The organism is Gemmatimonadota bacterium, from assembly GCA_021295815.1.
In the GTDB taxonomy this organism is placed as follows: domain Bacteria; phylum Gemmatimonadota; class Gemmatimonadetes; order Longimicrobiales; family Gaopeijiaceae; genus JAGWBQ01.
On record JAGWBQ010000007.1, the window covers coordinates 211,810 to 232,916 of the forward strand.

A 21,107-nucleotide genomic window follows, 5' to 3' on the forward strand; every position below is an offset into this window, starting at 1 on the left:
AGCTAACGGCTATTCCTCGTCTTCGTAGACTTCCTTGAGGCGCGCGACGACCGAGGGGTCGGCAAGCGTGCTCGTGTCGCCCAAGGCTCTGCCTTCCGCCACGTCGCGGAGCAGGCGGCGCATGATCTTGCCTGAGCGGGTCTTGGGCAGGTCGGCCGCGAAGACCACGAGCTCGGGGCGGGCGATCGGTCCGATCTGTTCTCCAACGTGGACCCTGAGTTCGGCGTTGAGATCGGGCGTGGCCGGCACGCCTTCCTTGAGCGTGACGAAGGCGGCGATCGACTCTCCCTTGACATCGTGGCTCTTGCCGACCACGGCGGCTTCGGCCACGGTCTCGTGATCGACGAGCGCGCTCTCCACCTCCATGGTGCCGATGCGATGGCCGGCGACATTGAGCACGTCGTCGACCCGCCCGAGTATCCACAGGTAGCCGTCCTCGTCCCTGCGGGCGCCGTCGCCGGTGAAGTAGATGTCGGGCCACTTCGACCAGTAGGTGTCCCGGTAGCGTTCGTCGTCGCCCCAGACCGTGCGCAGCATGGAGGGCCAAGGCGCGGTGATCGCCAAATAGCCGGCGTCGCACTCCTCGCCGGCGTCGTCCAGGATCTTCACCTCGATGCCGGGAAAGGCGCGGGCGGCGGAGCCGGGCCGGGCGGCCGTGATCGCGGGCAGAGGCGTGATCATCATCGCACCGGTCTCGGTCTGCCACCAGGTGTCGACGATCGGGCAGCGCTCGCCGCCGATGACCCTATGGTACCAGCTCCAGGCCTCCGGATTGATAGGTTCTCCGACGGTTCCCAGGAGCCGCAATCGAGAAAGGTCGTGAGCCGCCGGATGGGACTCGCCCCAGCGCATGAAGGCTCTGATCGCGGTGGGCGCGGTATAGAAGACGGTGACCTCGTACTCCTCGCAGATGCGCCAGAAGCGAGAGCGGTCGGGAGCGTCGGGCGCACCTTCGTAAATCAGGACCTGCGCTCCGCACGCGAGCGGTCCGTAGACGATGTACGAGTGGCCGGTGATCCAGCCCACGTCGGCCGTGCACCAGTAGACGTCCTCTTCCTTGGGACCGAAGACCGAGGTCGTCGTGGCGACGAGCTGGGTCATGTAGCCGCCGGTGGTGTGAACCACTCCCTTGGGCTTACCAGTGGTGCCGGAAGTGTAGAGGATGAAGAGAGTGTCTTCCGCGTCCATGGGCTCGGCGGGACAGTCGTCGGACACAGTGTCGCGAAGCTCGTGGTACCAGTGATCCCGTCCCGCTACCATTTCGGCGTTCACCCGCTCGGAGAGTTCGCCGCCTCTTCGCACGACCAGCACGTTTTCGAGGGTGGACGACCGAGCCAGAGCTTCGTCGGCGTTTCGCTTGAGCGGGACGATCGAGCCCCGGCGCCAGCCGCCGTCGGCGGTGACGAGCAGCCGAGCCCCGGCATCGTTGTTCCGGTCGGCGAGCGATCTGGCCGAGAAGCCGCCGAACACGACAGAGTGGATCGCCCCGATACGGGCGCAGGCCAGCATGGCGACGGCGGCCTCGGGTATCATGGGCAGGTAGATGGTGACGCGGTCGCCCTTGCCCACGTCGAGCCTCTTCAGGACGTTCGCGAAAATGGAGACTTCGCGGTGCAGCTCCCGGTAGGTCAGGACGCGTCGATCTCCGGGTTCGCCCTCCCAGTGGATGGCGGGTCGGTCGGCGACCGGGCCGGAGAGATGGCGGTCGAGGCAGTTCCACGCGGCGTTGAGTTTGCCGCCGAGGAACCAGCGCGCCTGCGGCGGATTCCATTCGAGCACGCTGTCCCAAGGGCGGAACCAGTCGAGCCTGGACGCCCAATCGGCCCAGAACGCCTCGATGTCTTCCGAGGCCCGCTCGTAGATGGCGGGATCGTTGACGACGGCGCGGTGGGCGAAATCGGACGGAGGAGGGAAGAGGCGACGTTCGTCCAGAAGCGAGTCAAGCGCGATTTCGGTCATCCGACAGTCGGTTGGTTGCGGACCCGCAGTTGGACGGGGGGGGGGGGGGCGGCCACTGGGGCCCATATGAGCTCCCACTGTTGCGACGTTTCAGCCGACGATCAGGCCTGGAAGGGGTCTGCGCTGGCGACCCTGGGATGCGGGTTGGCCGCGCTCCTGGGATGGTGGCTGCAACAGGCCGGGGACGCGCACGACGTGAGCCGGACGCTACTGTCGCTGCTCGGTCGGATCCCGTTCCTGGGCGGGGACGGCGTTCCGGGTTCGGGAGCGGAGATCCCGGGCTGGCGGGAGTCCGGTGCGCTCCTCGCCTTCGTCGCGGCTTACGCGGCGGGGGGATACCAGCCGGCGACGCACTCGTTCAAGGCGCTTGCGCGAGCGAAGGTCGACGTGGACGTGCTCATGGTGCTCGCGGCCGTGGGCGCGGCGGTCGTTGGGCACTGGCTGGAAGGGGCGGTCCTGCTCTTCCTCTTTTCGGCCGGCCATTCGCTCGAGGCCTACGCCTTCCAGAGGACGAGGCGCTCGATCCGGGCTCTGGTCGCGCTCCGGCCCGATTCGGCCACGAGGGTGGCACCGGACGGTCGAACGGAATCGGTCGCAGTCGAGTTGCTGGTCAGGGGAGAGATCGCGCGCGTGGGTCCGGGCGAAAGGGTTCCGGTAGACGGGCGCGTGGTCTCGGGAGAGTCGTACGTCAACGAGTCCACCTTGACCGGGGAGCCCGAGCCGGCGTTCAAGAACGAGGGCGTGCCGGTTTTCGCGGGTACGCTGAACGAGAGCGGTTCGCTCGACGTGGTCGTGGAACGGCTCTCGGACGAGACGACCCTCGCTCGGGTGATCCGACTGGTGGAGGATGCCCAGGAGGCCAGGGCGCCGACCCAGGGATGGATCGAGCGGATGGAGGGCCGTTACGCGACGACCGTGATCGGTGCTGCGGGCCTGGCCGTGGCGGTACCCGTGCTGCTGATGGGTGCGGCCTTCGACGACGCGTTCTATCGAGCGATGACCCTTCTCGTCGTGGCGTCGCCGTGCGCGCTGGTGATCTCCATTCCGGCGACGATAGTGTCGGCCGTGAGCAACGGCGCCCGGCGGGGCATTCTCTTCAAGGGCGGCGCCCATCTGGATGCGCTCGCCGATGTCTCCACGGTCGCCTTCGACAAGACCGGCACGCTGACCATGGGTCGTCCCGGAGTGACCCTCGTGACCGAGACTGACACCACTGCTGCGGCCGGTTCCGGGTCCCGTCTCCGGTCGTGCCTGTCCCTGGCAGCTTCGGTCGGTGCGCGCTCGGAGCACCCCGTCGCCGGCGCGATAGTGAGAGCGGCGAACGAGCGGGAGCTCGATCTGGCCGAGGTGACGGGCTTCAGGGCGGTGGTGGGGCAGGGTATGCTCGCGAAGGTGGACGGCGAGACCGTCCGCGTGGGGAGGCCGGTCTGGATCGCCGAGCACGTGGGCGCGCTGCCGAAGGCGCTGGTGGAGTCCTTCGACGGTGCGCGCCCCACCGGCAGCACGCCGGTCTATGTCGCGTGCGGCTCCCGGGTGGTTGGAGCGATCGCGGTCGCCGACACGCCGCGTCCGGGAGCGGCGACGGCTCTGCGAAGTCTGCGGACGAACGGGGTGGGGCGGATCGCGCTGCTCACCGGCGACGCTCGCGAGGCCGCGGACGCGGTGGGCGGCGCCCTGGGGGTCGACGAGATCCACGCCGAACTCCGCCCGGAGGACAAATCGGGCATCATCGAGGGGATGAGGGACCGTCACGGATCGGTGGCGATGGTCGGTGACGGCGTCAACGACGCACCCGCGCTGGCGCGAGCCGACGTAGGCATCGCGATGGGTGCGGTGGGCTCCGACGTGGCGCTCGAGACCGCAGGCGTGGTGGTGATGGGCGAGAGCTTGGACAGCCTGGCCTATGCCGTCCGCCTCAGCCGGCGTGCGCGCACCATCGTGCGACAGAATCTGGCGTTCGCGGTGGCGATGATGATAGTGCTCGTTTCGCTCGCGCTCTGGGGCCGGATCGGTCTGACCGAGGGCATCATCGGACACGAGGGCAGCACCGTCGTCGTCGTCTTCAACGGACTGCGCCTGCTGCTAAACCGCGGAGCGGGACGAGGCTGATTCGAGAGGAAAGCCGACTCCGGAGGCCGGCTCCAGCAACCTGCGGCGACCGCCGCTACCGCTTCCTCCCGGAGACGACGGGCACGACGAGGCGGGCACCCACCCGCAGGTAACGGGCCCGGATGCCCGGGTTGGCGTCCTGGAGGTCGGTGACCGAAACTCCGTACTTCTCGGCTATCTCGCTCAAGGTGTCGCCGGGGCGGATCTCATGCTCGGTGAAGGTGACGCGCTCCTCGGGAGGGATGGCCCGGTAGGCCTCCCGGAAATCCGCGCCGCTTCCCTTGGGCACTCGGACCGAGCTGTTCCTTCTCGGGGGCGTCACGTCGCGTACGTACTTGGGATTGAGGCGGGCGATCTCTTCTTCCGTGGTGCCGGCGGCGCGGGCGATCACGTCGAACGAGGTGGCGTCCGGCACCTCGACCTCGTCGAACTCGAAGCGCCCGTTTCCCGTTCGCTGATAACCGTGCGAAGTCGGGCTGCCGGCGACGATCATGCCCGAGTAGAACTTGGCGACGAAGGACCGGGTCTCGCGGGGCAGGTGAGGTCGGATCACCCAGTAGAGCTCGTCGGAACGGGGGTGCAAAGGAGCGTGGGTGCGCAGCAGGCGGGCTACTCTGGTGGGGCCGCCGTTGTACGCCGCGAGAGCCAGCGCCCAGGAGTCGAAGCGACGGTGGAGATCGGAGAGAAAGCGCATGGCCGCGTGGGTTGCGGCGTAAGGGTCGCGGCGTTCGTCGACGAGGCGGTTCACCTCCAGACCGAGCGCTCGGGCCGTCGGCTCCATGAACTGCCAGAGCCCCACCGCGCTCGCCGGACTGACCGCGTCGGGCAGGTAGCAGCTCTCCAGGACCGGAAGGTAACGCAAGGACCTGGGGAGACCGTTGGCGACGAGTGCGGAGTCGACCATCGCCCCGAACCACTGAAACCCTTCGATGCACCTGGGAAACCACTCGCTGGCAGGTCCCTTCCAGAAGTCGATGTAGGTCTCCACTTCGGCCCAGAACTCGGGGTTGCCTAGGAGCGGAGAATGAAAGATGGTGTCGCGGGGGTCTTCGACCGCCGGTTCCGGCTCGGAGAGAAAGGTGCCCCCGACGGGATAGGCGATCCCGACCGGTTCGACGTCGACGGCCGGGGGCGGAACCGGGGGAGGGAAGGCCGGAAGCGAGGAGCATGCGCCCGCCGCGAACAAGACTGCGATCAGCAGCGCCGACCGTTGCGGGCGGTCTCCGTCGGTCATCCGAGGAGCGAGTCGATAGCGACCAGGAGGAGTTCGACGTTCCTTCGGGTGGCGCCCGATCCCATCGTCCCTATCCGCCATAGCTTGCCTGCGGCAGGTCCGAGACCGCCTCCGACCTCGATGCCGTGCTCACGAAGCAGGGCTTCCCGGAGGGGGCCCTCGGCACGCCCGTCGGGGAGCTCGGCGGAGGTGAGCTGGGGCAGCCGCGCTCCCTCCTGGGCGAAGAGCTTCCAGCCGCGTTCGGTCAGTTCTTCTTGCAGCAGCCCTCCGACCTCACTGTGTCGGGCGAAGCGCGCCTCTGTCCCTTCCTCATCGACCATGAGCAAGCTCTCGTGGAGAGCGTACATCATATTGATGGGAGCGGTGTGGTGGTAGCGCCGGGTCGAACCCTCGCCCACGTAGTCCGCGAGCAGCGCCGCGTCCATGTACCAGCTCTGGGCCGGCCGGTTGCGCCCGCGTACCCGCTCGAGCGCCTTGGCCGAGAATGCGATGGGGGCGAGTCCGGGCGGGACGCCCAGGCACTTCTGCGTCCCGGAATACGCCACGTCGATGCGATTGGCCGCGAAATCGACAGGTACGCCGCCGAGAGAGGTGACGGTGTCGGCCACGAAGAGGGTGTCGGTGCCCGCGAGGAAATCCCCCACTTCGCGCAGAGGCTGATGGACGCCGGTCGAGGTCTCGGCGTGCACGAGCGCGACCAGACGCGCGTCGGGTTCGGCCTTCACCGCCCTTAGGACCGCCTCGGGGTCGATGATCGATCCCCAAGGCGCTTTCACCGGGACGACCCGGGCACCCATGCGCTTCGCCATTTCGGCGAGGCGGGTGCCGAAGACCCCGTTGACGCCGATGACGGCGGTGTCTCCCGGTTCGAGCAGGTTGGCTAGCGAGGCTTCCTGGGCGCACGAGCCGGTCCCGGAGATCGGGAAGACCAGAGCGTCTTCCCCTGCCGCGAAGAGCTTACGCAGCCGGACGTTGACGTCGTCCATGAGGGCGAGAAACTGCGGGTCGAGATGACCCACGGTCGGACGCGAGAGCGCCTCGCGAATGCGGCTGGAAACCGGAGAAGGGCCGGGTCCCAGAAGAAGACGGGCCTCGAAATCGGAGCTCCGCATGGGATGAGTTTGGAAGGGAAGACGACCGGGGCCTGAGGTTCGCCCGGGAACCGGATTAATCTAACGAAGGGCGCCGCATTCCAAGGGCTGAGCTCCTGGGATCCTCACATTGGACTGCGAGGTCGTCCGCCGTGCTCGGATCTGCTCCCCTTGCGACGAGTTTCAGCGGTGGCGCGGCAGGTGCGCTGCCGCGCACCGAGTTCCGAGATCCCGCGTCCGGGAAAGCGGAAGGCGGTGCGACGAAAAAGGGCGCTTCATCGCTCCCACACTCCGGAGCGCCCTCCCTGCTTCCTCTCCAGCCTCACGCGCTCGATCTCCATGCCGCGATCCACGGCCTTGGCCATGTCGTAGGCGGTGAGCAACGCGACCGAGACTGCGGCGAGGGCTTCCATTTCGACGCCGGTGGCGGCCGCGACGGTGACCTCGGCCCTGGCCTGCAGCCCGGGAAGGGCGGGATCGGCCTCGACGACCACGCGCGCGTTCACCTGAGGAAGCGCGTGACAGAGAGGAATCAGATCCGCCGTCCGCTTCGCGGCCATCACTCCGGCGATTTCCGCAGTGGTCGTCACGCTTCCCTTGGTGTTCTTTCCGGAGAGGATGTGTTCCAGCGTCGCGGGGTTCATCCTGAGTCGTCCGGTTGCTACCGCCGTACGTCGGGTCTCGCTCTTCTTCGAGACATCGACCATGCGCGCCCGACCGCCGCTTTCGATGTGGGTGAGCTTTCTCATGTCATGCTCCGGCTCGGGGACGCGCGGGAGTTCGTGCCGCGCTGCGGGTCAGGGCGAGAAGAAGTCCGTAGATGGCGAGCTGCGGGTTGACGTTGCCCTTCAGCAGCTCTCGCGCTTGGGAGACGTGGTCGCAGGCGTCGGCCACGTCGGATGGCAGGATGCCGGTACGCTCGACCACCCGTTCGAGTCGGTCCAGGGAGTCCCGGTTCCAGATCTGCTCCGGCGCACCGGTGCCGACCGCTCCCAGGTCGCGCAGCCACTCCTCGACGAAGGAGAGCAGGAGGTCGTGGTTCGTGCCCTGCCTGGGGCCGAAGCCGAGGACGGACTTGTAGACCCGGCCCAGATTCGGTCGTGGGAAGCAGCCGTCCCGGCGTCCGGATCCGTCGGCTTCGAGCCGGCGCATCTCGACGACTCCGGCGAGGGCGGAACCCACCAGTCCGAAGGCTTCCTGACGCACGGTTTCCAGCTCGCCCGGCTCGCCGTCCCTCTCCAGAAAACCGAGCGCCCGCCCGATCGAGCCTCTCGAGAGCGCGGCGGCCTTTTCGACCTCGTCCGCCGAGCTGTCGGAGCGCTCGCGGAGGAAGTCGGCTACCGAAGAGATCGGCAGCGGAGCGAGGGTGATGGGAACGGTGCGGGACCGGATGGTAGGGAGCAGTCCGGCCGGTTCTGACGAGGTGAGGATGAACCTGCACGGACCCGGCGGCTCCTCGAGTACCTTGAGCAAGGCGTTTCCGGCTTCCTGGCCGGCCTCCTGCGGGACCAGTCGCTCCGCTTCGCCAATGACGAAGACGTGCTCGCCCCCCAACGCCGGCCGTTGCGTCGACGCTGAGCGGATGCGCCGAACCGCCGCCAGATAGATGGCTCCTGCCGGAGGAGCGGTGGGGTAGAGCGGTTTGGACCGTCTTTCGGCGAGGACCTCCGCGCGCGCCTCTTCCAACGCGTCGGCCAGACGGTCCGGTCTTGTGGCGCGCGGCCTGGGCAGCGGGAAGTGCCAGTGCATATCGGGATGCTGGAGAGATACCGACATCGAGCAGCCTGGGCAGCTTCCGCAAGGTCCGGCGTCCCCCGGGGTTTCGCAGAGGACCAGTTGACCGACCCAGAGAGCGAGCCGCTGCTTGCCCACTCCCGGCGGACCGCTTACCAGCAGCGCTGCGGGCAAGGCGCCGTCGCCGAGTGCCCGAACGACCGCCCGGCGAGTCTCCTCGTGCCCTTCGAGGGGGAGCAGGCTCAACTCGCGATCTCCACACCAGACTTGCGGCGACCGGCCTCGGCCTCCGTTGTCGAGCCTCGTCGCACCGTCATTCTCCGCCGCGCAGCCACTGCAGGGGATCCTCGGCTATGGGCGCACCGCCGTTGGAGGATGCCCAGAGCTGAAATTCGAGGTGCGGTCCTTCCTGGGTCTCGGCGCCTCCGACCGTGCCGACTCGCTCGCCCGCGCTCACGCTCCGGCCTTGGAAGGCGTCTATGTCGCGGAGGTAGAGGTACAGGGAGTAGACGCCGCCGCCATGGTTTACGACCACGGTGGGACCGTATCCCTCGAAGCGGCCCGCAAGCTCGATCCGACCGTCGGCGACCGCCCGCACCGGAGCTCCGAGGATGGCCCCGATTCCCACTCCGGAGCGGCGCAGCACCGTGCCGTCCTCGCGACTCTCCCTCCCGAACCCGTAGATGATCTCGCCCTCGAGCGGCCAGGGAAGGGTGCCCGCGTCCCGCCGAGTGACGAAGGGACCGGCCTCGGTCACGTCGGCCGCGGTCGAGTCGTCGGCGGATTCCGCGGAATCCGGTCCGGAACCGACGCTTCCGTTCTCTGTCCGCGCCTCCTCCTCTGTCCGTGCCGCTGCAAGCTGGGCCGCCTGCTCGCGGGCCCGATGCCGGGTCTCGAGATCTTCCACCAGCGCCACGATGCGTTCTTCGTCCGCAGTGAGCTCCGCAATACGCGTGCGAGCTCCACCCTCGCGGCTGCGGTAGGCGGAGACCACCAGCTCGCGTTCCCTTTCCTCGGCGACTAGCCGGGCCTCCTCGGCGAGCAATTCCTCCTTGAGCTCGAGCAGTTGAGCGAGCTCGGCGGCCGCCATCGCCGAGTCCGAGCGCAGCCGGTACTCCAGCCCCTCCACCCGGTCTACCAGGGCTCGGTCGCTCTCCGCCATATGACGCATGTACCGGTAGCGGGTGACGAGGTCGGAAGGGGACGACGCGCCGACAACGGCTCGGAGCGCGGTGAACGGTCCGGCCTTGTAGATGGACCGCAGCCTGTTCCCGAGGATGTCGCGCGCCTCCAGGAGTCTGTCACGGGTGCGGGTGAGTTCGGTCTCGTTCTCGCTCACGGCGAGCGCAGCCGCTTCCTCCTGGTCCTGGAGCTCGGCCAACACGGCCCGCGAAGCCGATATGCGACGTTCGACGTTCGCAAGTTCGGTCGCGGCGTCCCGGAGAGACTCCCCCAGGCCGATGGCCTCCTCCTCCAGTCGTGTCCGTTCGGCTCGCAGGCTCGCCAGGCGGCGCTGCGACGCGGCGACCTCGTCGGCCAGCGAGGTCTGGGCGACGAGCGATCCGCCCACAATGCCGGACGACGCCAGGACGAGGCCGAACGTTACGGTAACCCTGGGGACGCGGCGGTTTGCCAGGTTCCGAGTCCGCGCCGCTCGGCCCGCCGACCGCCGCGCCGCGGTCACGAGGCGGGTTCCTCCAGTCTGCCCCGGATCGCGATCAGACTCGACGCGACTCCAAAGACCGCGGAGGCGGCGAGCCCGCCTGCGGCCCACTCCACCGCCATCCACTCCAAAGGAAAGAGGAGGCGCAACGTGGCCTGGTAGGCGCCCCAGGTGAGCAGAAACGCCAGCCCGCCGCCCGTGATCCCGACCAGAGCCCCCTCCACCAGGAACGGGCTGCGTACGAATCTGTCGCGAGCTCCCACGAGCCGCATGACGTAGATCTCGTCGCGGCGGGAGAAGATGACGACGCGAAGAGCGGAAGCCGTGATCAGTGCCGCGACAACGGATAAAACGACCCCGAGGGCCGCAGCCGCGACCGCGGCGAGACTCCGGAGCTCCGAGAGCGCGGCGATCAGGTCGTCACCTTGATCGGCGTCCTCCACGAGGGGGTAGGCGAGGGCGACGGCTCGGACCCGGTCGGCTGCCGCCGCCGCTCCGTCGCCCGGCCGAATCGATATCTCTAGCGACCGGGGGAGCGGGTTCGCTCCGTCGAGCGATCCGAAGACGTCCTCGAAGCCTGGAAAGTCCTCGAGCGCTCGCCGGCGAGCGTCCTCCTTGGAGACGAAATCAACTCCGGTCACCTCGGTCCGAGCGCCGATCTCGTCTCGGATCCGATCGATTTCGTCCGTGCTCGCATCGTCGCTCAGGAAGAGCACGACCTCCATCTCCTCCGCGACCGCCCCGAGCTGGACGTTCAGGTTGTGAACCGCAAGACCGAAGATCCCGAGAACGAAGAAGGCCAGTCCGATCATCAGCGCGGCGGTTCCGGAGAGCAGCGGGGCTCGCCTGATGCCGCCGACCGCCTCGACGAGAACGCGTATCACTCCCCCTCCACCAGCTCGCCGTGACTGAGGACGAAACGACGGGCCTCGGCGATGCGGGCCATGATGTCGAGGTCATGCGTCGCCATCAGCACCGTGGTGCCCGCCGCGTTGATATCGGAGAAGATCTCCAATATGCCGTCGGTCGCTCGTCGGTCGAGATTTCCCGTGGGCTCGTCGGCTAGGAGGACGTGAGGTTCGCCTGCCAGGGCACGGGCGATGCAGACCCGCTGGCGTTCCCCTCCGGAGAGCTCGTGGACGAGTGCGCCCGCCTTTGGCGCCAGCCCGACCTGGGTCAGAATATGCTGGGCCCGCGGGCGGATCTCGCGACGCGGGGCGTCCATGACCCGGAGCACGAAGACGATGTTGTCGATGGCGCTTCGGTTCGGGAGCAGCCGAAAGTCCTGGAATACGAACCCGATGCGTCTCCGAACTTGCCAGAGGTTTTTCCTGGTGACCCGGTCGGAGTGGAATCCGGCCGCAAGGACCTCGCCGGAAGTCGGGCGTTCGGCCATGTGCACCAGTCTCATGGCCGTCGACTTGCCCGAGCCCGAGTGGCCGGTTAGAAACGCGAACTCGCCTTTCTCGACCGTGAAGCTCACGTCGCGGAGTGCACACTTGCGCTCCCCGTACTCCTTGCGGACCCGCCGAAGCTCGATCATGCCGAAAGGGCAGGTGAAGGTGCCGACCCGTGGGGCCGGGCGACCGAGGGCGATGCGCCCGAACGCGGTCGGGCGAGTCTCGCAGCCAGCTCCAGGGCCTCACGCATAGAACCCGGATCGGCCTGCCCCGTCCCGGCGATGTCGAAGGCGGTCCCGTGGTCGGGAGAGGTCCTGACGAAGGGTATCCCGAGGGTGACGTTCACGCCCTTGCCGAAGGCTGCGGTCTTGAAGGCCGCCATCCCGACGTCGTGATAGGGCGCCACCACCGCGTCGAATTCGCCCGCCAGGGCTCGGACAAAGACGGTGTCCGCGCTGATCGGACCGCGGACCTCGGCCCCCAGGTGTCGGAGTCGGTCGAGGGCGGGAGCGTAGACATCCTCCTCTTCGTTGCCGAAGATGCCGCCGTCCGAAGCGTGGGGGTTCAGTGAGCAGAGGGCGATCCGCGGTCGGTCGATCTTCCAGCGTTCCCCGAGCTCACGGCTCAGAAGAAGACTCTGCGAGACGAGGAGTTCGCTCGTGACCAGTCCGGGCACGTCGGCGAGCGGATGGTGAGTGGTGGCGAGCAGCACCCGAAGAGGTGAGCGCCCCGGAATCTCTTCAGCGGCCATCAGCATTCCGACCTCGCCCGCTCCCGAGAGCTCGCACAGGAACTCGGTGTGGCCGGGATGACGAAGACCGGCAGCCCTGAGGGAGGGCTTGTGGACCGGAGCCGTGACCACGGCGTCCTGCCTGCCGGCGAGGATGTCGGAGACCGCCCGTACGATCGCCTCCACAGCGACCGCGCCGGCCCCCCGGTCTTGGGAGTAGTCTAAATCCCTGTTGCAGACCGGGATGAAGCCGCAGCCTTCAGGTGCTTGCACCGCGAACGGCTTCGGCCCGTAAAAGGTGATCGCCGAGCGGGCGAACGATCCGGTCCGAACTGCGGCGAACGAGACCTCGGGTCCGATCCCTCGTGGATCCCCGAGCGTGACCGCGACCCGAGCCGACGAAGTCACGGGAGCCATGTGCGCACTCTACCGGCGCAGAATCTCGATGTGGGTTCGGGCGCGCAGGTCTTCGAGAATCGCTTCGATCTGACGTTCCTGGGTAAGCTGTTCGGAGATCTGGGCGCGGAGATCGTCGAAGGTGTACGCACCGGCTTCGCGCACACCCGTGACCTTGACGACCGCCATCCGGTTCTCGCCCTGGGCCGTTCGGTAGGTAACGGGTCCCAATACGTCCCCCTCGACCGCTGTCCGGAGCACATCGTAGCCGGGGGGAAGGCTGGAGAGCTGCGGAACCGGGACGGTGAGCGAGTCCGGCGCTTCAGGATCGGAGTACTGTGCAAAGAGCTCGTTGATCGGAGTCCCGGCTCGGGCTTCGGCAGCCACCAGGTCGGCCGTCTCGGCGGCACCGGTCATGTCGTCGGCGCTGACCTCGGGGCGGATGAGTATGTGCCGGGCGCGCCTCTCGCCAGGTCGGATGCGGTCGAGCCGGATAACGTGAAAGCCGAACTGGGTTTCGATCACCTCGCTTATCTCGTCCTCGTTCATAGCGAAGACCGCTTCGTCGAACTCCGCCACCATCCCTCCGCGTCTGAACCACCCCAGGTCACCGCCCGAAGCCGCCGAGCCCGGGTCCTGGGAATGAGCGACCGCCAGCGAGTCGAAGGGTTCGCCCTGGAGCGCCCTCAGACGGAGATCGACCGCTTCCGCCCGGGCCGCGACCACTGCCGAGTCGGAAGGCGCGGGCGAGATCACCACCTGCCTGAAGGTTATGAGCTTGGGCCTCTGATCGAGCGAGCCGCGCATGGTCTCGAAAGCCTCGAGAAGATCGGCCTCCCGTAACACCGGCTGCGAGGCGTTGCGAAGGCGAACCCCGAGGAAGGCCTGCCTCACCTGCTGTTGGGCGATCTGCGAGCGGGTCATGTCTCTGTATTCCGCGAGGGTCATTCCCTCTTGGGCAAGAGCCTGCTGGAGGCTCGCCTGGCCGCCGAAGCGTTGGATGACGGCGTCGATCTCCTCCGTCGTGCGTTCCTCGATGACCTCGCTCGGTATCCGGACGAGAGAGTCGAGGTCGGCTGCGACCAGGATCAGCGTGAGATTCACCAGGTTGTCGAGAATCCGCCCTCTGAGCTCGTCGAGCTCGGCACCCGGCTCCGGGACTTCGACGGCGCCCATCACCCGAAGGCGTTCGACCTCCTCGTCGATCTGACTTTGGAGGATGGCGGAGTCTCCTACGAAGGCGACCACTCGGTCCACGACGTCGCTACCGCCAAGGCCGAGCTGAAGAGCTGCGGCCTCGGGCGGGGCGAGAAGGGCGAGGGCCCAGACGACCGGCATGAGTCGGGCGGGTGTCCCGGGTAGAGAAAGAGTCATGGTAACCATTACACCGCCGGACCGTTCCGGCGTTCCGCAGGTCGGCTCACCGGCCGACGGTGTCCGACAATTCGAGCGGAGAAGCGCTCCGATTCATCCGAGCCGAGGCGATGGCGAGCACGGTCTCGCCCAACGCCCGTTCGTCGAGCACGAGCGCCCGTCCGCGTCGGATCTCTTCCGTCATTCTGCCAAGCTCGACGCCGTTGGTTCCACCTTGAAGCACCCTCTCCAACGCCTCCCGCGCCACGCGGGAGAGAGCCTGGTGCCGGGGTTCGCCGGGCGCCGCGTCGAGCCTGTGGAGCCCAAGGTCGCGCCCCGCTCTGACGAGCTCGCTGCGAGCGGCGTTCCTCATTTCGTCGATTCGTTCCCGAGTGAGCTCCAGCTCTCCGGATCGGGCTAGCTCTAGCAGGAGCTTCCGGCGCAGCAGCCCGGTCAGGTAGTCGGCCACCTCTTCTTCTTCCGCTTCCGCGACCTGTTCGGCCAGGGCCACGCTCTCCTGTGCCAGCGCAAGTCGCACTTCGCCCAAGGTGAGTTTGGCGTCGCCGTGCGTCGCGACGATCCGGTCCGCGGCGCGGGAGGAGAGGGTCTGGCCGGGGAGGCGAGCCAGCTCGCGGACGAGCGCCGGCGCCTCTTCGAGCACCGTCACCTCGGCCCCGGCCTCGGCGTCCTCGACCATGGTCGAGTCGGCCGCCAGCCGCCGTTTGACGAGAATCATGTTCCTGATCTCGTTCTCGACCTGCTCGAAACCCAGGGCGACGCGTCGATCCAGCCTGACCACGTGCCAGCCGAGTCGGGTTTCCACCGGGCCTCCCAACTGGCCCGGGTCGAGATCGGCGAGCGCGGCCTCGATCTCGGGGAGCATCTCCCCCTGGCCGAACTCGCCCAGGCTGCCGCCGTACTGCGCGGTGCCGGGGTCGTCGCTGAAGGCGCGGGCGAGTCGGGTGAAGTTCTCGCCGCCGCGTATCCTGGCGACAAGCTCCTCGGCGCTCTGCCGGACCAGCTCGCGATCCTCGTCCGCAGCGTTGAGCGGAAAGGCGCGGAGAATGTGGCTGGCGCTCAGACGAACCGGGGGATCGGTCTCTCGGTAGGCTCGCAGCATCTCCTCCTCGGTGACCAGAGTGTCCACCGGATAGCTCCGCACTCTGAGCGACGTGATCATCTCCTGCTCGACCAAAGGGGCCACGGCGGGATCGAAGTCGACACCGGCGAGTTCGGGATCGTCCGCCATCACCTCGGCCAACACTACGTAGTCCGCCCATGCCAGGGTGATGCTCGCGATGGCGTTCACATCGGCCGGGACGCTCTCGATGGCGGTTACGATATCGACCACTTCGTCCACGGTGAGCGTGAAATCGCCGATGCTGCCGACAGCGGATTCGGGCGGTGCGTCGGCGCAGCCGCCGGCGACCAGAATCCAAGTCAGCGGAAGGCGGGCGAGTCGGGTCGCGCTCGGGAAGGAAATTCTCTTCACTCGGGTTCGGGGGTTCTTGGAGTGTGCGACGCAGGTCCGACCGTACGGCCGGCCTTCCCTCGTCGGGCTTGCGGGTGCTGGCGCCGACCCTTCAAGCTAGCTAAATCTCACGCGTCGGCGGCCTGCGCCTCCAGGGCGAGGCAGGCGGTCTCGACCGGCGACCGCCGACCGCCGTCCACGATTACTATCGAGAGCGGATCGATGCGTGCGATCTCGACCGTTGCGTCGCGCTTCCTGAGGACGGGTCCGAAGGCCGCGACCCGAGGGTCGGCCCGGGTGTGGAAGTTGATGCGCGCCCGGTTTCCGGTCACCGTCACGCTCTCCGCGCCGACCTCCTTCCCGCTCACGCGCAGCTCCGCCGAATCGAAGAGGCGTTCCACCTCTCGAGGCGGCCTTCCGCACCGGTCGCGCAGCTCCGCCCGCAGTTCGACGATCTCCCGCCGTGCGCCCGCGCCGGAGAGACGACGGTAGAAGTGGAGCTTCTGGGACGCTTCGCCGGTGTATGCGTCCGGCAGAAAGGCAGGCCCGTCGAGGGTGACCAGCGGATCCGGCCAAAGCTTGGGCTTCTCGATGCCGCGCACCCTGGCGACGACCTTCTTGAGAAGTCGCATGTAGGCGTCGAGGCCGATACGTTCCGCGAAACCGGACTGCTCCGCGCCGAGGACGTTGCCCGCGCCTCTCAGTTCCAGATCCTTGAGTGCGATGGTATAGCCTGCACCGAGCTCGATGTTCCGTTCCAGCACCCTCAGCCTGCGCTCCGCCTCGAGCTCCACCTCGTCGGGGATCAACAGATAGCAGTGCGCACGTCGGTCCGACCGTCCCACCCGCCCCCGGATCTGGTAGAGCTGGGCGAGGCCGAAGCGGTCGGCGCGATCCACGATCAGGGTGTTTGCGTTGGGTACGTCGAGGCCGTTCTCGATGATGGAAGAGCAGACCAGCACGTCGGCTGATCCGGTCACGAAGCCGTGCATGGCCTCGTCGAGCTCGGCCACCGTCATCCGTCCGTGAGCGACCGCCACCTCGGCTCCGGGCGCCAGTGCGCGGACGCGCTCGGCGACGGTGAAGATGGAGTCGATGCGGTTGTGAAGAAGATAGGTCTGCCCGCCGCGATCCAGCTCCCGCCCGACGGCTTCGGCGACGATGTCGTCGATCCAGGGCATGACGTGCGTGAAGATGGGCAGCCTGTCGCGGGGCGGCGTGCGAATGAGCGAGAGGTCGCGGAGGCCCGAGAGCGCCATGTGCAGCGTGCGCGGGATAGGGGTCGCCGAGAGCGTCAGCACGTCCAGGGAGCTCCGCAGGGCCTTGAGCTTCTCCTTCTGGCGAACGCCGAAGCGCTGTTCCTCGTCGATGATCAGCAGTCCGAGGTCCTTGAAGATCACGTCGCCGGAGAGGAGCCTGTGGGTGCCGACGACGATATCGACCTCTCCACCGGCGAGCCCCGCGAGAACGGACCGCCGCTCGGCTGGAGAGCGGAAGCGTGAGAGCGTGCCGATCGCGACAGGATATCCGGCCAGCCGCTCTTCGAGCGTGCGACGATGCTGTTCGGCGAGGACTGTGGTCGGGGCGAGGAACGCCACCTGCTTGCTGTCCTGAACCGCCTTGAACGCGGCCCGCACCGCCACCTCGGTCTTGCCGTAGCCCGCGTCGCCGCAGATCAGACGGTCCATGGGCCGGGCCCGCTCCATGTCGCGCTTCACCTCGATCGTCGCTTGGCGCTGGTCCGGCGTGTCCTTGAAGGGGAAGGACGACTCCATCTCGCGTTGCCAGCGGGAGTCGGGCGAGAAGGCGAAGGCGACGGCGGCCTCTCGCCGAGCTTGAAGGTCGAGGAGCTCGGAGGTCATCTCGGCGATGCGCGCTTCGGTCCGAGCGCATTGGCTGCGCCAGCGCCTGCCGCCGATGCGGTGGAGCGAGGGGGGTGCGGAGTCCTCGTTCACTCCTACCCAGCGTTCGATCCGATCGACGCGGTCCACCGGAAGCTGGAGCCGGTCGCCGCCCGCGTATTCGATCACGAGCGACTCGATGGTCGTGCCGGCGATCTCCGCCTGTTCGAGCCCCACGAACCGGCCCACACCGTGATCCATGTGCACCACGTATTCGCCGGGCTTGAGCTGAGCGAGGCTCTCGACCGATACCTTTCCCCTGAATCGACGCGAGCTGCGCCGCCGGCGCGGACGCTCGAAGATCTCGTGGTCGTTGAGGACGCGAAGACCGCCCTCCGGCAGGTCGATCTCGAAGCCGCCACCCAGCACGCCCAGACTGAGCGTGGTCCCGGCCGGAATGCGTTTCTCGCCCAAGATCTCCTCGAGGCGGTCGAGCTGTCCGGGCCCGTCGCAGAGGATGAGCGTCCGACTCCCGGTGTCCTCGCCGGTGCGCAGGTAGTCCTCCAGGTCCCGCATGTTGCGCCGGATGCGCGGCGGCGGGCGGCCCTCGAGGTCGATCGGGCTGTGGCAGCCGCGGAGGCGGCCGTTGCCGGATTCCGCGCCGAGCGGCTCTTCCGAAACCGTTACCCAGCCGTACTGGCGACCCATTTCCCGGAAGGTCAGGGGATCGAGGAAGAGTTCGCCCGGTTCCGGCGCGGACTCGGCGGCGCCGCCGAGCGCGGCGTAGCGCTTGGTAACCCGTTCCCACGCCTTCACCGCCGCCTTCTCGACGCTGAAGTCTCCGAGTCGGGCGAAAACGGCGTTCGGAGGCAGAAGGTCCGGCAAAGAGGACTTGGCGACAGCCTCTCCGGCTTCGGTGCCGGTCCGGAAGTCGACCGGGAGGAGCTGCGCTTCCTGAGTGTTCGTGCGCGAGAGCTGGTCGGTGGGATCGAAGGTGCGAATCGATCTGATCTCGTCGTCCCAGAACTCCACGCGGACGGGATCGTTGGACGCCACCGTGTAGAAGTCGATGATGCCGCCGCGCACGGCGAATTGGCCAACCTCTTCGACCACCGGCGCTCTCTCGTAGCCGCGACTCGAGAGATCGTCGACGAGTCGCGCATGGCCGTATCCGTCGCCGACGCGGAGCCTGAGCTTGAGCGACGCAAGCGCTTCCGGTACGGTAAGCTTCTCCTGAAGGGCTCGAGGTGTGGCGAGGAGGATGCCGCACTCGTTCGAGAGGACGGCTTCGACCGCCTCCACACGAAGCGAGCTGATCTCCGCCTGCTCCCTGCCTATCTCGTAGGGCAGGGACTCGCGTTGCGGGTAGAGCCGCCACTCGGGACGGTCGTCTCCTAAGACCGTCTCCGACACGGTCTCGAGATCGGCGTCGATCCCGGATATCTCGGAAGGCGACGGAGCGACGCCTACGAAGATCCGATCCGGATTGGCCCGCCGGAGCGCGAAGAGCAGGAGAGAGCCGAGAGAGCCGACCGCTCCGCGAACGGGCGTGATCTCGCCGGGGTCGGGAAGCGAACCCGAGAGCTCGCGTACCGGCTCGCCGCGCGCGATGGAGTCGAGCAGTAGCCTGTCTCCGCCGATCCGCAGCTCTTAGAAGCCCGTGGCTGAGCCCATGGCGAAACTCTCCCGACCGCCGAGAGCCGCGCAGCAGCTGCGCCCGGTACGATGAGGTGTGATTTTCATCGCTGTTCGCCCGCTGAGCGAAACCGAGCGCAGGGTCCGGCGCGGATGTGGCGTCGCACTGCCGTGGCAGGTCCTGTCCACGGGTGGTTTGGGCGTGTGATCCTAGAGCGTGGAATCCAGGCTGATCTGGTGCCCGCAGAGGGTGCCGGTGGCCGAGCCGCTTACGACCAGGTCGGTATCGACCGTCACTGTGATGTTGAGCGAGGCCGAGCAGTCGCCGGTGCGCGTGCCGACTTCCCACGAAAAGTCGCCGCTAAGCAGGTTGGTGATCGTGATGCCGGTCTCCCCCACGGAGAAGTTGCCTGCGAAGGTGAGACTGGGGTTGCCGTTCACGGTGAAGACGAGTCCGTCCTGGCTCACGACGCACGCCACCGGCACCATGGTAAAGCTCCAACTGCCGGAGAGTCCGTCGCCACCCGGTGTCAACGAACCTTCTACGGTTGCGGCTCCGCCTGCCGGGCAGGGAACCTGCTGCAGGACCGTAAGCGCCTCGATAAGGGAGACGTCCGAAGGGATTATCGTCTGCAGCCCGGTGGCCAGGGTGGTGGCCTCCTGGGCGGTGAGGGTCTCCTCTTCGGGGGGCACGAGGGTGGAGTCGCCGCAGGCGACGGGAGCGAGGACGAGGCCGCAGAGGGCGAGGGAGGCCGCGAGCTTGCGAGTGTTCTTGAGCATTTTCGGTTCTTCCTGATTCGTGAGTGTGAGTGGGGTAACGACGCCGGCGAAATGGGGCGGTCTACGGATTCCCGACGGGGTACCCGCAAAGGGTGCCTTGAACGCTGCCCGAGGAGGACGCTTGGTCCGTGAGAGATTGAACGGTTTCGACGTCCACCGAGACGATACAGGCGCCCGTGCGGTCGCCTATCCACCAGTCGAGGGTGCCGCGCGCCCAGTAGGAGCCCGCGAGGGCGTCGTCCGCCGCCGTATAATATCCTTCGCCCGACACCGATCCGTCAATAGCGAAGGCGACACCGCCTCCCGAGATCAGGCATTGGTTCGCCGAGATTTCAAAGGTGTAGGCGGTCGAGTCGGCCGATGTGGCGGAGGTGCCGGTGATCGACACGTCGCCCTCGATCGAGCAGTCGAGGTATATGGAGGCTTCCTCCCTTACGCCGCCGGGGGCCGCCCACACGCCCATCTCGGAAAAGGCGTCGTTCAGGGCTGCGATCTGAGCGGCCGGCAACTCGCCCTCGGGGGCAGTCGGATCCGCGCTGCATGATGACCCGACGAAAAGCGCAGCGGCTGCGAAAGCCGGGATCGCGACCGACGGGGAACGCCACGCGAGCGGTCTTGCGGCAGGGAGCCGTGCCAACGGTCTCGCCTCTGGCGCTGCGGTCGGTCCCCGACCTCTGGACGAAGACGTCATATGTAGTGCTACACCACCCGCTCCCGTCCGGTCCGAAGTTCGACGTCGCCTCGTCGGCTACCCGCATCGGGGCGCCGGGCCTATCTTCCCCCCGTGTCGACACCTGCCGCGCTACCCGATACCGCACGCCCCGATCTTGCCGATCCCGCGACCTTGGCGGAGATCGGCGGCATTGAACTGGTCGCCGAGGCCGTGGTGAGCGGCTTCCTAATGGGGCTGCACCGTTCGCCCAAACGCGGCTTCTCGGCTGAGTTCGCCGAATCGCGCCAGTACCGGCCCGGCGACGACACCCGATACCTCGACTGGCGGATGTTCGGCAGGACCGACCGCTACTTCGTCAAGCAGTTTCAGGAGGAGACCAACCTGCGCGCCGAGCTCGTCGTCGACGCCAGCGCCTCCATGGAGTGGTCCTCCGATCCGTCTCGTCTGCCCGCGAAGCTATGGTACGCGAGCCATCTGGGGGCCTGCATCTCGCTCATACTGCTTCGCCAGGGGGACGCGGTCGGCTCGATCGCGTTCAGCGACCGGGTCACGTCGAGAATCCGGGCGCGCGGCGGACGCAGGCAGTGGCGCGAGATCACCTTGGCGTTGTCCGGGCTTCGCGGCGGAGGCGGCTCCGGAGCAGAAGGGGCGCTGCGGGACGTCGCCCGACGTCTGCACAAGAGCGGCATGGTGGTGCTTATCTCGGACCTGCTTGTCGACGCCGAGGAGACCATCGACGCCTGCCGCTTCCTTCGCCACCGAGGCCACGAGGTCATCGTGTTCCACGTCATGGACCCGGGAGAGCGAGACCTGCCGGCGAGTTCGGAGGCGAAGTTCGTGGATCCGGAGACCGGCAAGGAGAGCGTAGTCAACGTCGCGGACCTGCGCGCCGAATACCGGACCGCGGTCGAGGATGCCGTGGCCGAATGGAGGCGAGCCTTCGGCCCCTTCGGGATCGACTATCATCTGGTCGGTACGGACGAACCGCTCGCGACGGCCCTCCGGGCGGCGTTGGTCAAGCGCGAACGTTTGGGATAG

16 protein-coding genes are annotated in these 21,107 nt (G+C 67.6%); 2 read left to right on the forward strand and 14 right to left on the reverse strand.

From position 1 onward, the window contains the following. Window positions 1-9 precede the first annotated feature (9 nt). Window positions 10-1,959 carry an acetate--CoA ligase gene (gene acs / locus J4G12_04435; protein ID MCE2455053.1) on the reverse strand — a complete coding sequence of 650 codons (1,950 nt, stop codon included), beginning with the start codon at window positions 1,957-1,959 and terminating at the stop codon, window positions 10-12. Window positions 1,960-2,025: 66 nt separating this feature from the next. Here acs and J4G12_04440 point away from each other — a divergent pair, with 66 nt between their 5' ends. Continuing rightward, window positions 2,026-4,068 (forward strand): heavy metal translocating P-type ATPase, encoded by a 2,043-nt coding sequence (locus tag J4G12_04440; protein ID MCE2455054.1) that lies wholly within the window; start codon window positions 2,026-2,028, stop codon window positions 4,066-4,068. A 55-nt stretch (window positions 4,069-4,123) separates the two neighbouring features. Here the strand turns inward: J4G12_04440 and J4G12_04445 are convergent, their stop codons facing one another. The 13 genes from J4G12_04445 to J4G12_04505 form a co-directional block, all read right to left on the reverse strand. Further along, a complete protein-coding gene (locus tag J4G12_04445) occupies window positions 4,124-5,302 on the reverse strand; it encodes a transglycosylase SLT domain-containing protein (protein MCE2455055.1) in 1,179 nt (392 codons plus the stop codon). Beyond that, a complete protein-coding gene (locus J4G12_04450; GenBank protein MCE2455056.1) occupies window positions 5,299-6,414 on the reverse strand; it encodes an alanine--glyoxylate aminotransferase family protein in 1,116 nt (371 codons plus the stop codon). Before J4G12_04450 ends, J4G12_04445 begins: the two co-directional genes overlap by 4 nt. A 254-nt stretch (window positions 6,415-6,668) precedes the next feature. Beyond that, the gene (gene moaC / locus J4G12_04455; GenBank protein ID MCE2455057.1) at window positions 6,669-7,142 is read right to left on the reverse strand and encodes a cyclic pyranopterin monophosphate synthase MoaC; all 474 of its coding nucleotides are present in this window, start codon (window positions 7,140-7,142) and stop codon (window positions 6,669-6,671) included. Window position 7,143: 1 nt separating this feature from the next. Then, window positions 7,144-8,373 carry a hypothetical protein gene (locus J4G12_04460; protein ID MCE2455058.1) on the reverse strand — a complete coding sequence of 410 codons (1,230 nt, stop codon included), beginning with the start codon at window positions 8,371-8,373 and terminating at the stop codon, window positions 7,144-7,146. A 67-nt stretch (window positions 8,374-8,440) separates the two neighbouring features. Continuing rightward, window positions 8,441-9,811, reverse strand: a complete 1,371-nt coding sequence (locus tag J4G12_04465; protein MCE2455059.1) for a peptidoglycan DD-metalloendopeptidase family protein — start codon at window positions 9,809-9,811, stop codon at window positions 8,441-8,443. Next, entirely contained in the window at window positions 9,808-10,674 is an 867-nt protein-coding gene (locus J4G12_04470; protein ID MCE2455060.1) for a permease-like cell division protein FtsX, read from the reverse strand. Before J4G12_04470 ends, J4G12_04465 begins: the two co-directional genes overlap by 4 nt. Further along, a complete protein-coding gene (locus tag J4G12_04475) occupies window positions 10,671-11,333 on the reverse strand; it encodes an ATP-binding cassette domain-containing protein (protein MCE2455061.1) in 663 nt (220 codons plus the stop codon). Before J4G12_04475 ends, J4G12_04470 begins: the two co-directional genes overlap by 4 nt. Further along, on the reverse strand, window positions 11,330-12,328 hold the full coding sequence (pdxA, locus tag J4G12_04480) for a 4-hydroxythreonine-4-phosphate dehydrogenase PdxA (protein MCE2455062.1): 999 nt from the start codon (window positions 12,326-12,328) through the stop codon (window positions 11,330-11,332). Before pdxA ends, J4G12_04475 begins: the two co-directional genes overlap by 4 nt. Before the next feature lie 18 nt (window positions 12,329-12,346). Continuing rightward, a complete protein-coding gene (locus J4G12_04485) occupies window positions 12,347-13,690 on the reverse strand; it encodes a peptidylprolyl isomerase (protein ID MCE2455063.1) in 1,344 nt (447 codons plus the stop codon). A gap of 46 nt (window positions 13,691-13,736) precedes the next feature. Continuing rightward, window positions 13,737-15,161, reverse strand: a complete 1,425-nt coding sequence (locus J4G12_04490; protein MCE2455064.1) for a peptidylprolyl isomerase — start codon at window positions 15,159-15,161, stop codon at window positions 13,737-13,739. 107 nt (window positions 15,162-15,268) lie between these two features. Beyond that, window positions 15,269-18,394, reverse strand: a complete 3,126-nt coding sequence (gene mfd / locus J4G12_04495; GenBank protein ID MCE2455065.1) for a transcription-repair coupling factor — start codon at window positions 18,392-18,394, stop codon at window positions 15,269-15,271. A 432-nt stretch (window positions 18,395-18,826) separates the two neighbouring features. After that, a complete protein-coding gene (locus J4G12_04500; protein MCE2455066.1) occupies window positions 18,827-19,396 on the reverse strand; it encodes a hypothetical protein in 570 nt (189 codons plus the stop codon). Window positions 19,397-19,457: 61 nt separating this feature from the next. Next, a complete protein-coding gene (locus J4G12_04505; GenBank protein MCE2455067.1) occupies window positions 19,458-19,904 on the reverse strand; it encodes a hypothetical protein in 447 nt (148 codons plus the stop codon). 276 nt (window positions 19,905-20,180) lie between these two features. Between J4G12_04505 and J4G12_04510 the strand changes: the two genes are divergently transcribed. Then, window positions 20,181-21,107 (forward strand): DUF58 domain-containing protein, encoded by a 927-nt coding sequence (locus J4G12_04510; protein MCE2455068.1) that lies wholly within the window; start codon window positions 20,181-20,183, stop codon window positions 21,105-21,107.

Excerpts from the sequence above, each read along its gene's own strand:
- acs (MCE2455053.1), bottom strand. The coding sequence starts at position 1,959 with ATGACCGAAATCGCGCTTGACTCGCTTCTGGACGAACGTCGCCTCTTC.
- J4G12_04440 (MCE2455054.1), top strand. The coding sequence starts at position 2,026 with ATGAGCTCCCACTGTTGCGACGTTTCAGCCGACGATCAGGCCTGGAAG.
- J4G12_04445 (MCE2455055.1), bottom strand. The coding sequence starts at position 5,302 with ATGACCGACGGAGACCGCCCGCAACGGTCGGCGCTGCTGATCGCAGTC.
- J4G12_04450 (MCE2455056.1), bottom strand. The coding sequence starts at position 6,414 with ATGCGGAGCTCCGATTTCGAGGCCCGTCTTCTTCTGGGACCCGGCCCT.
- moaC (MCE2455057.1), bottom strand. The coding sequence starts at position 7,142 with ATGAGAAAGCTCACCCACATCGAAAGCGGCGGTCGGGCGCGCATGGTC.
- J4G12_04475 (MCE2455061.1), bottom strand. The coding sequence starts at position 11,333 with ATGATCGAGCTTCGGCGGGTCCGCAAGGAGTACGGGGAGCGCAAGTGT.
- J4G12_04485 (MCE2455063.1), bottom strand. The coding sequence starts at position 13,690 with ATGACTCTTTCTCTACCCGGGACACCCGCCCGACTCATGCCGGTCGTC.
- J4G12_04500 (MCE2455066.1), bottom strand. The coding sequence starts at position 19,396 with ATGCTCAAGAACACTCGCAAGCTCGCGGCCTCCCTCGCCCTCTGCGGC.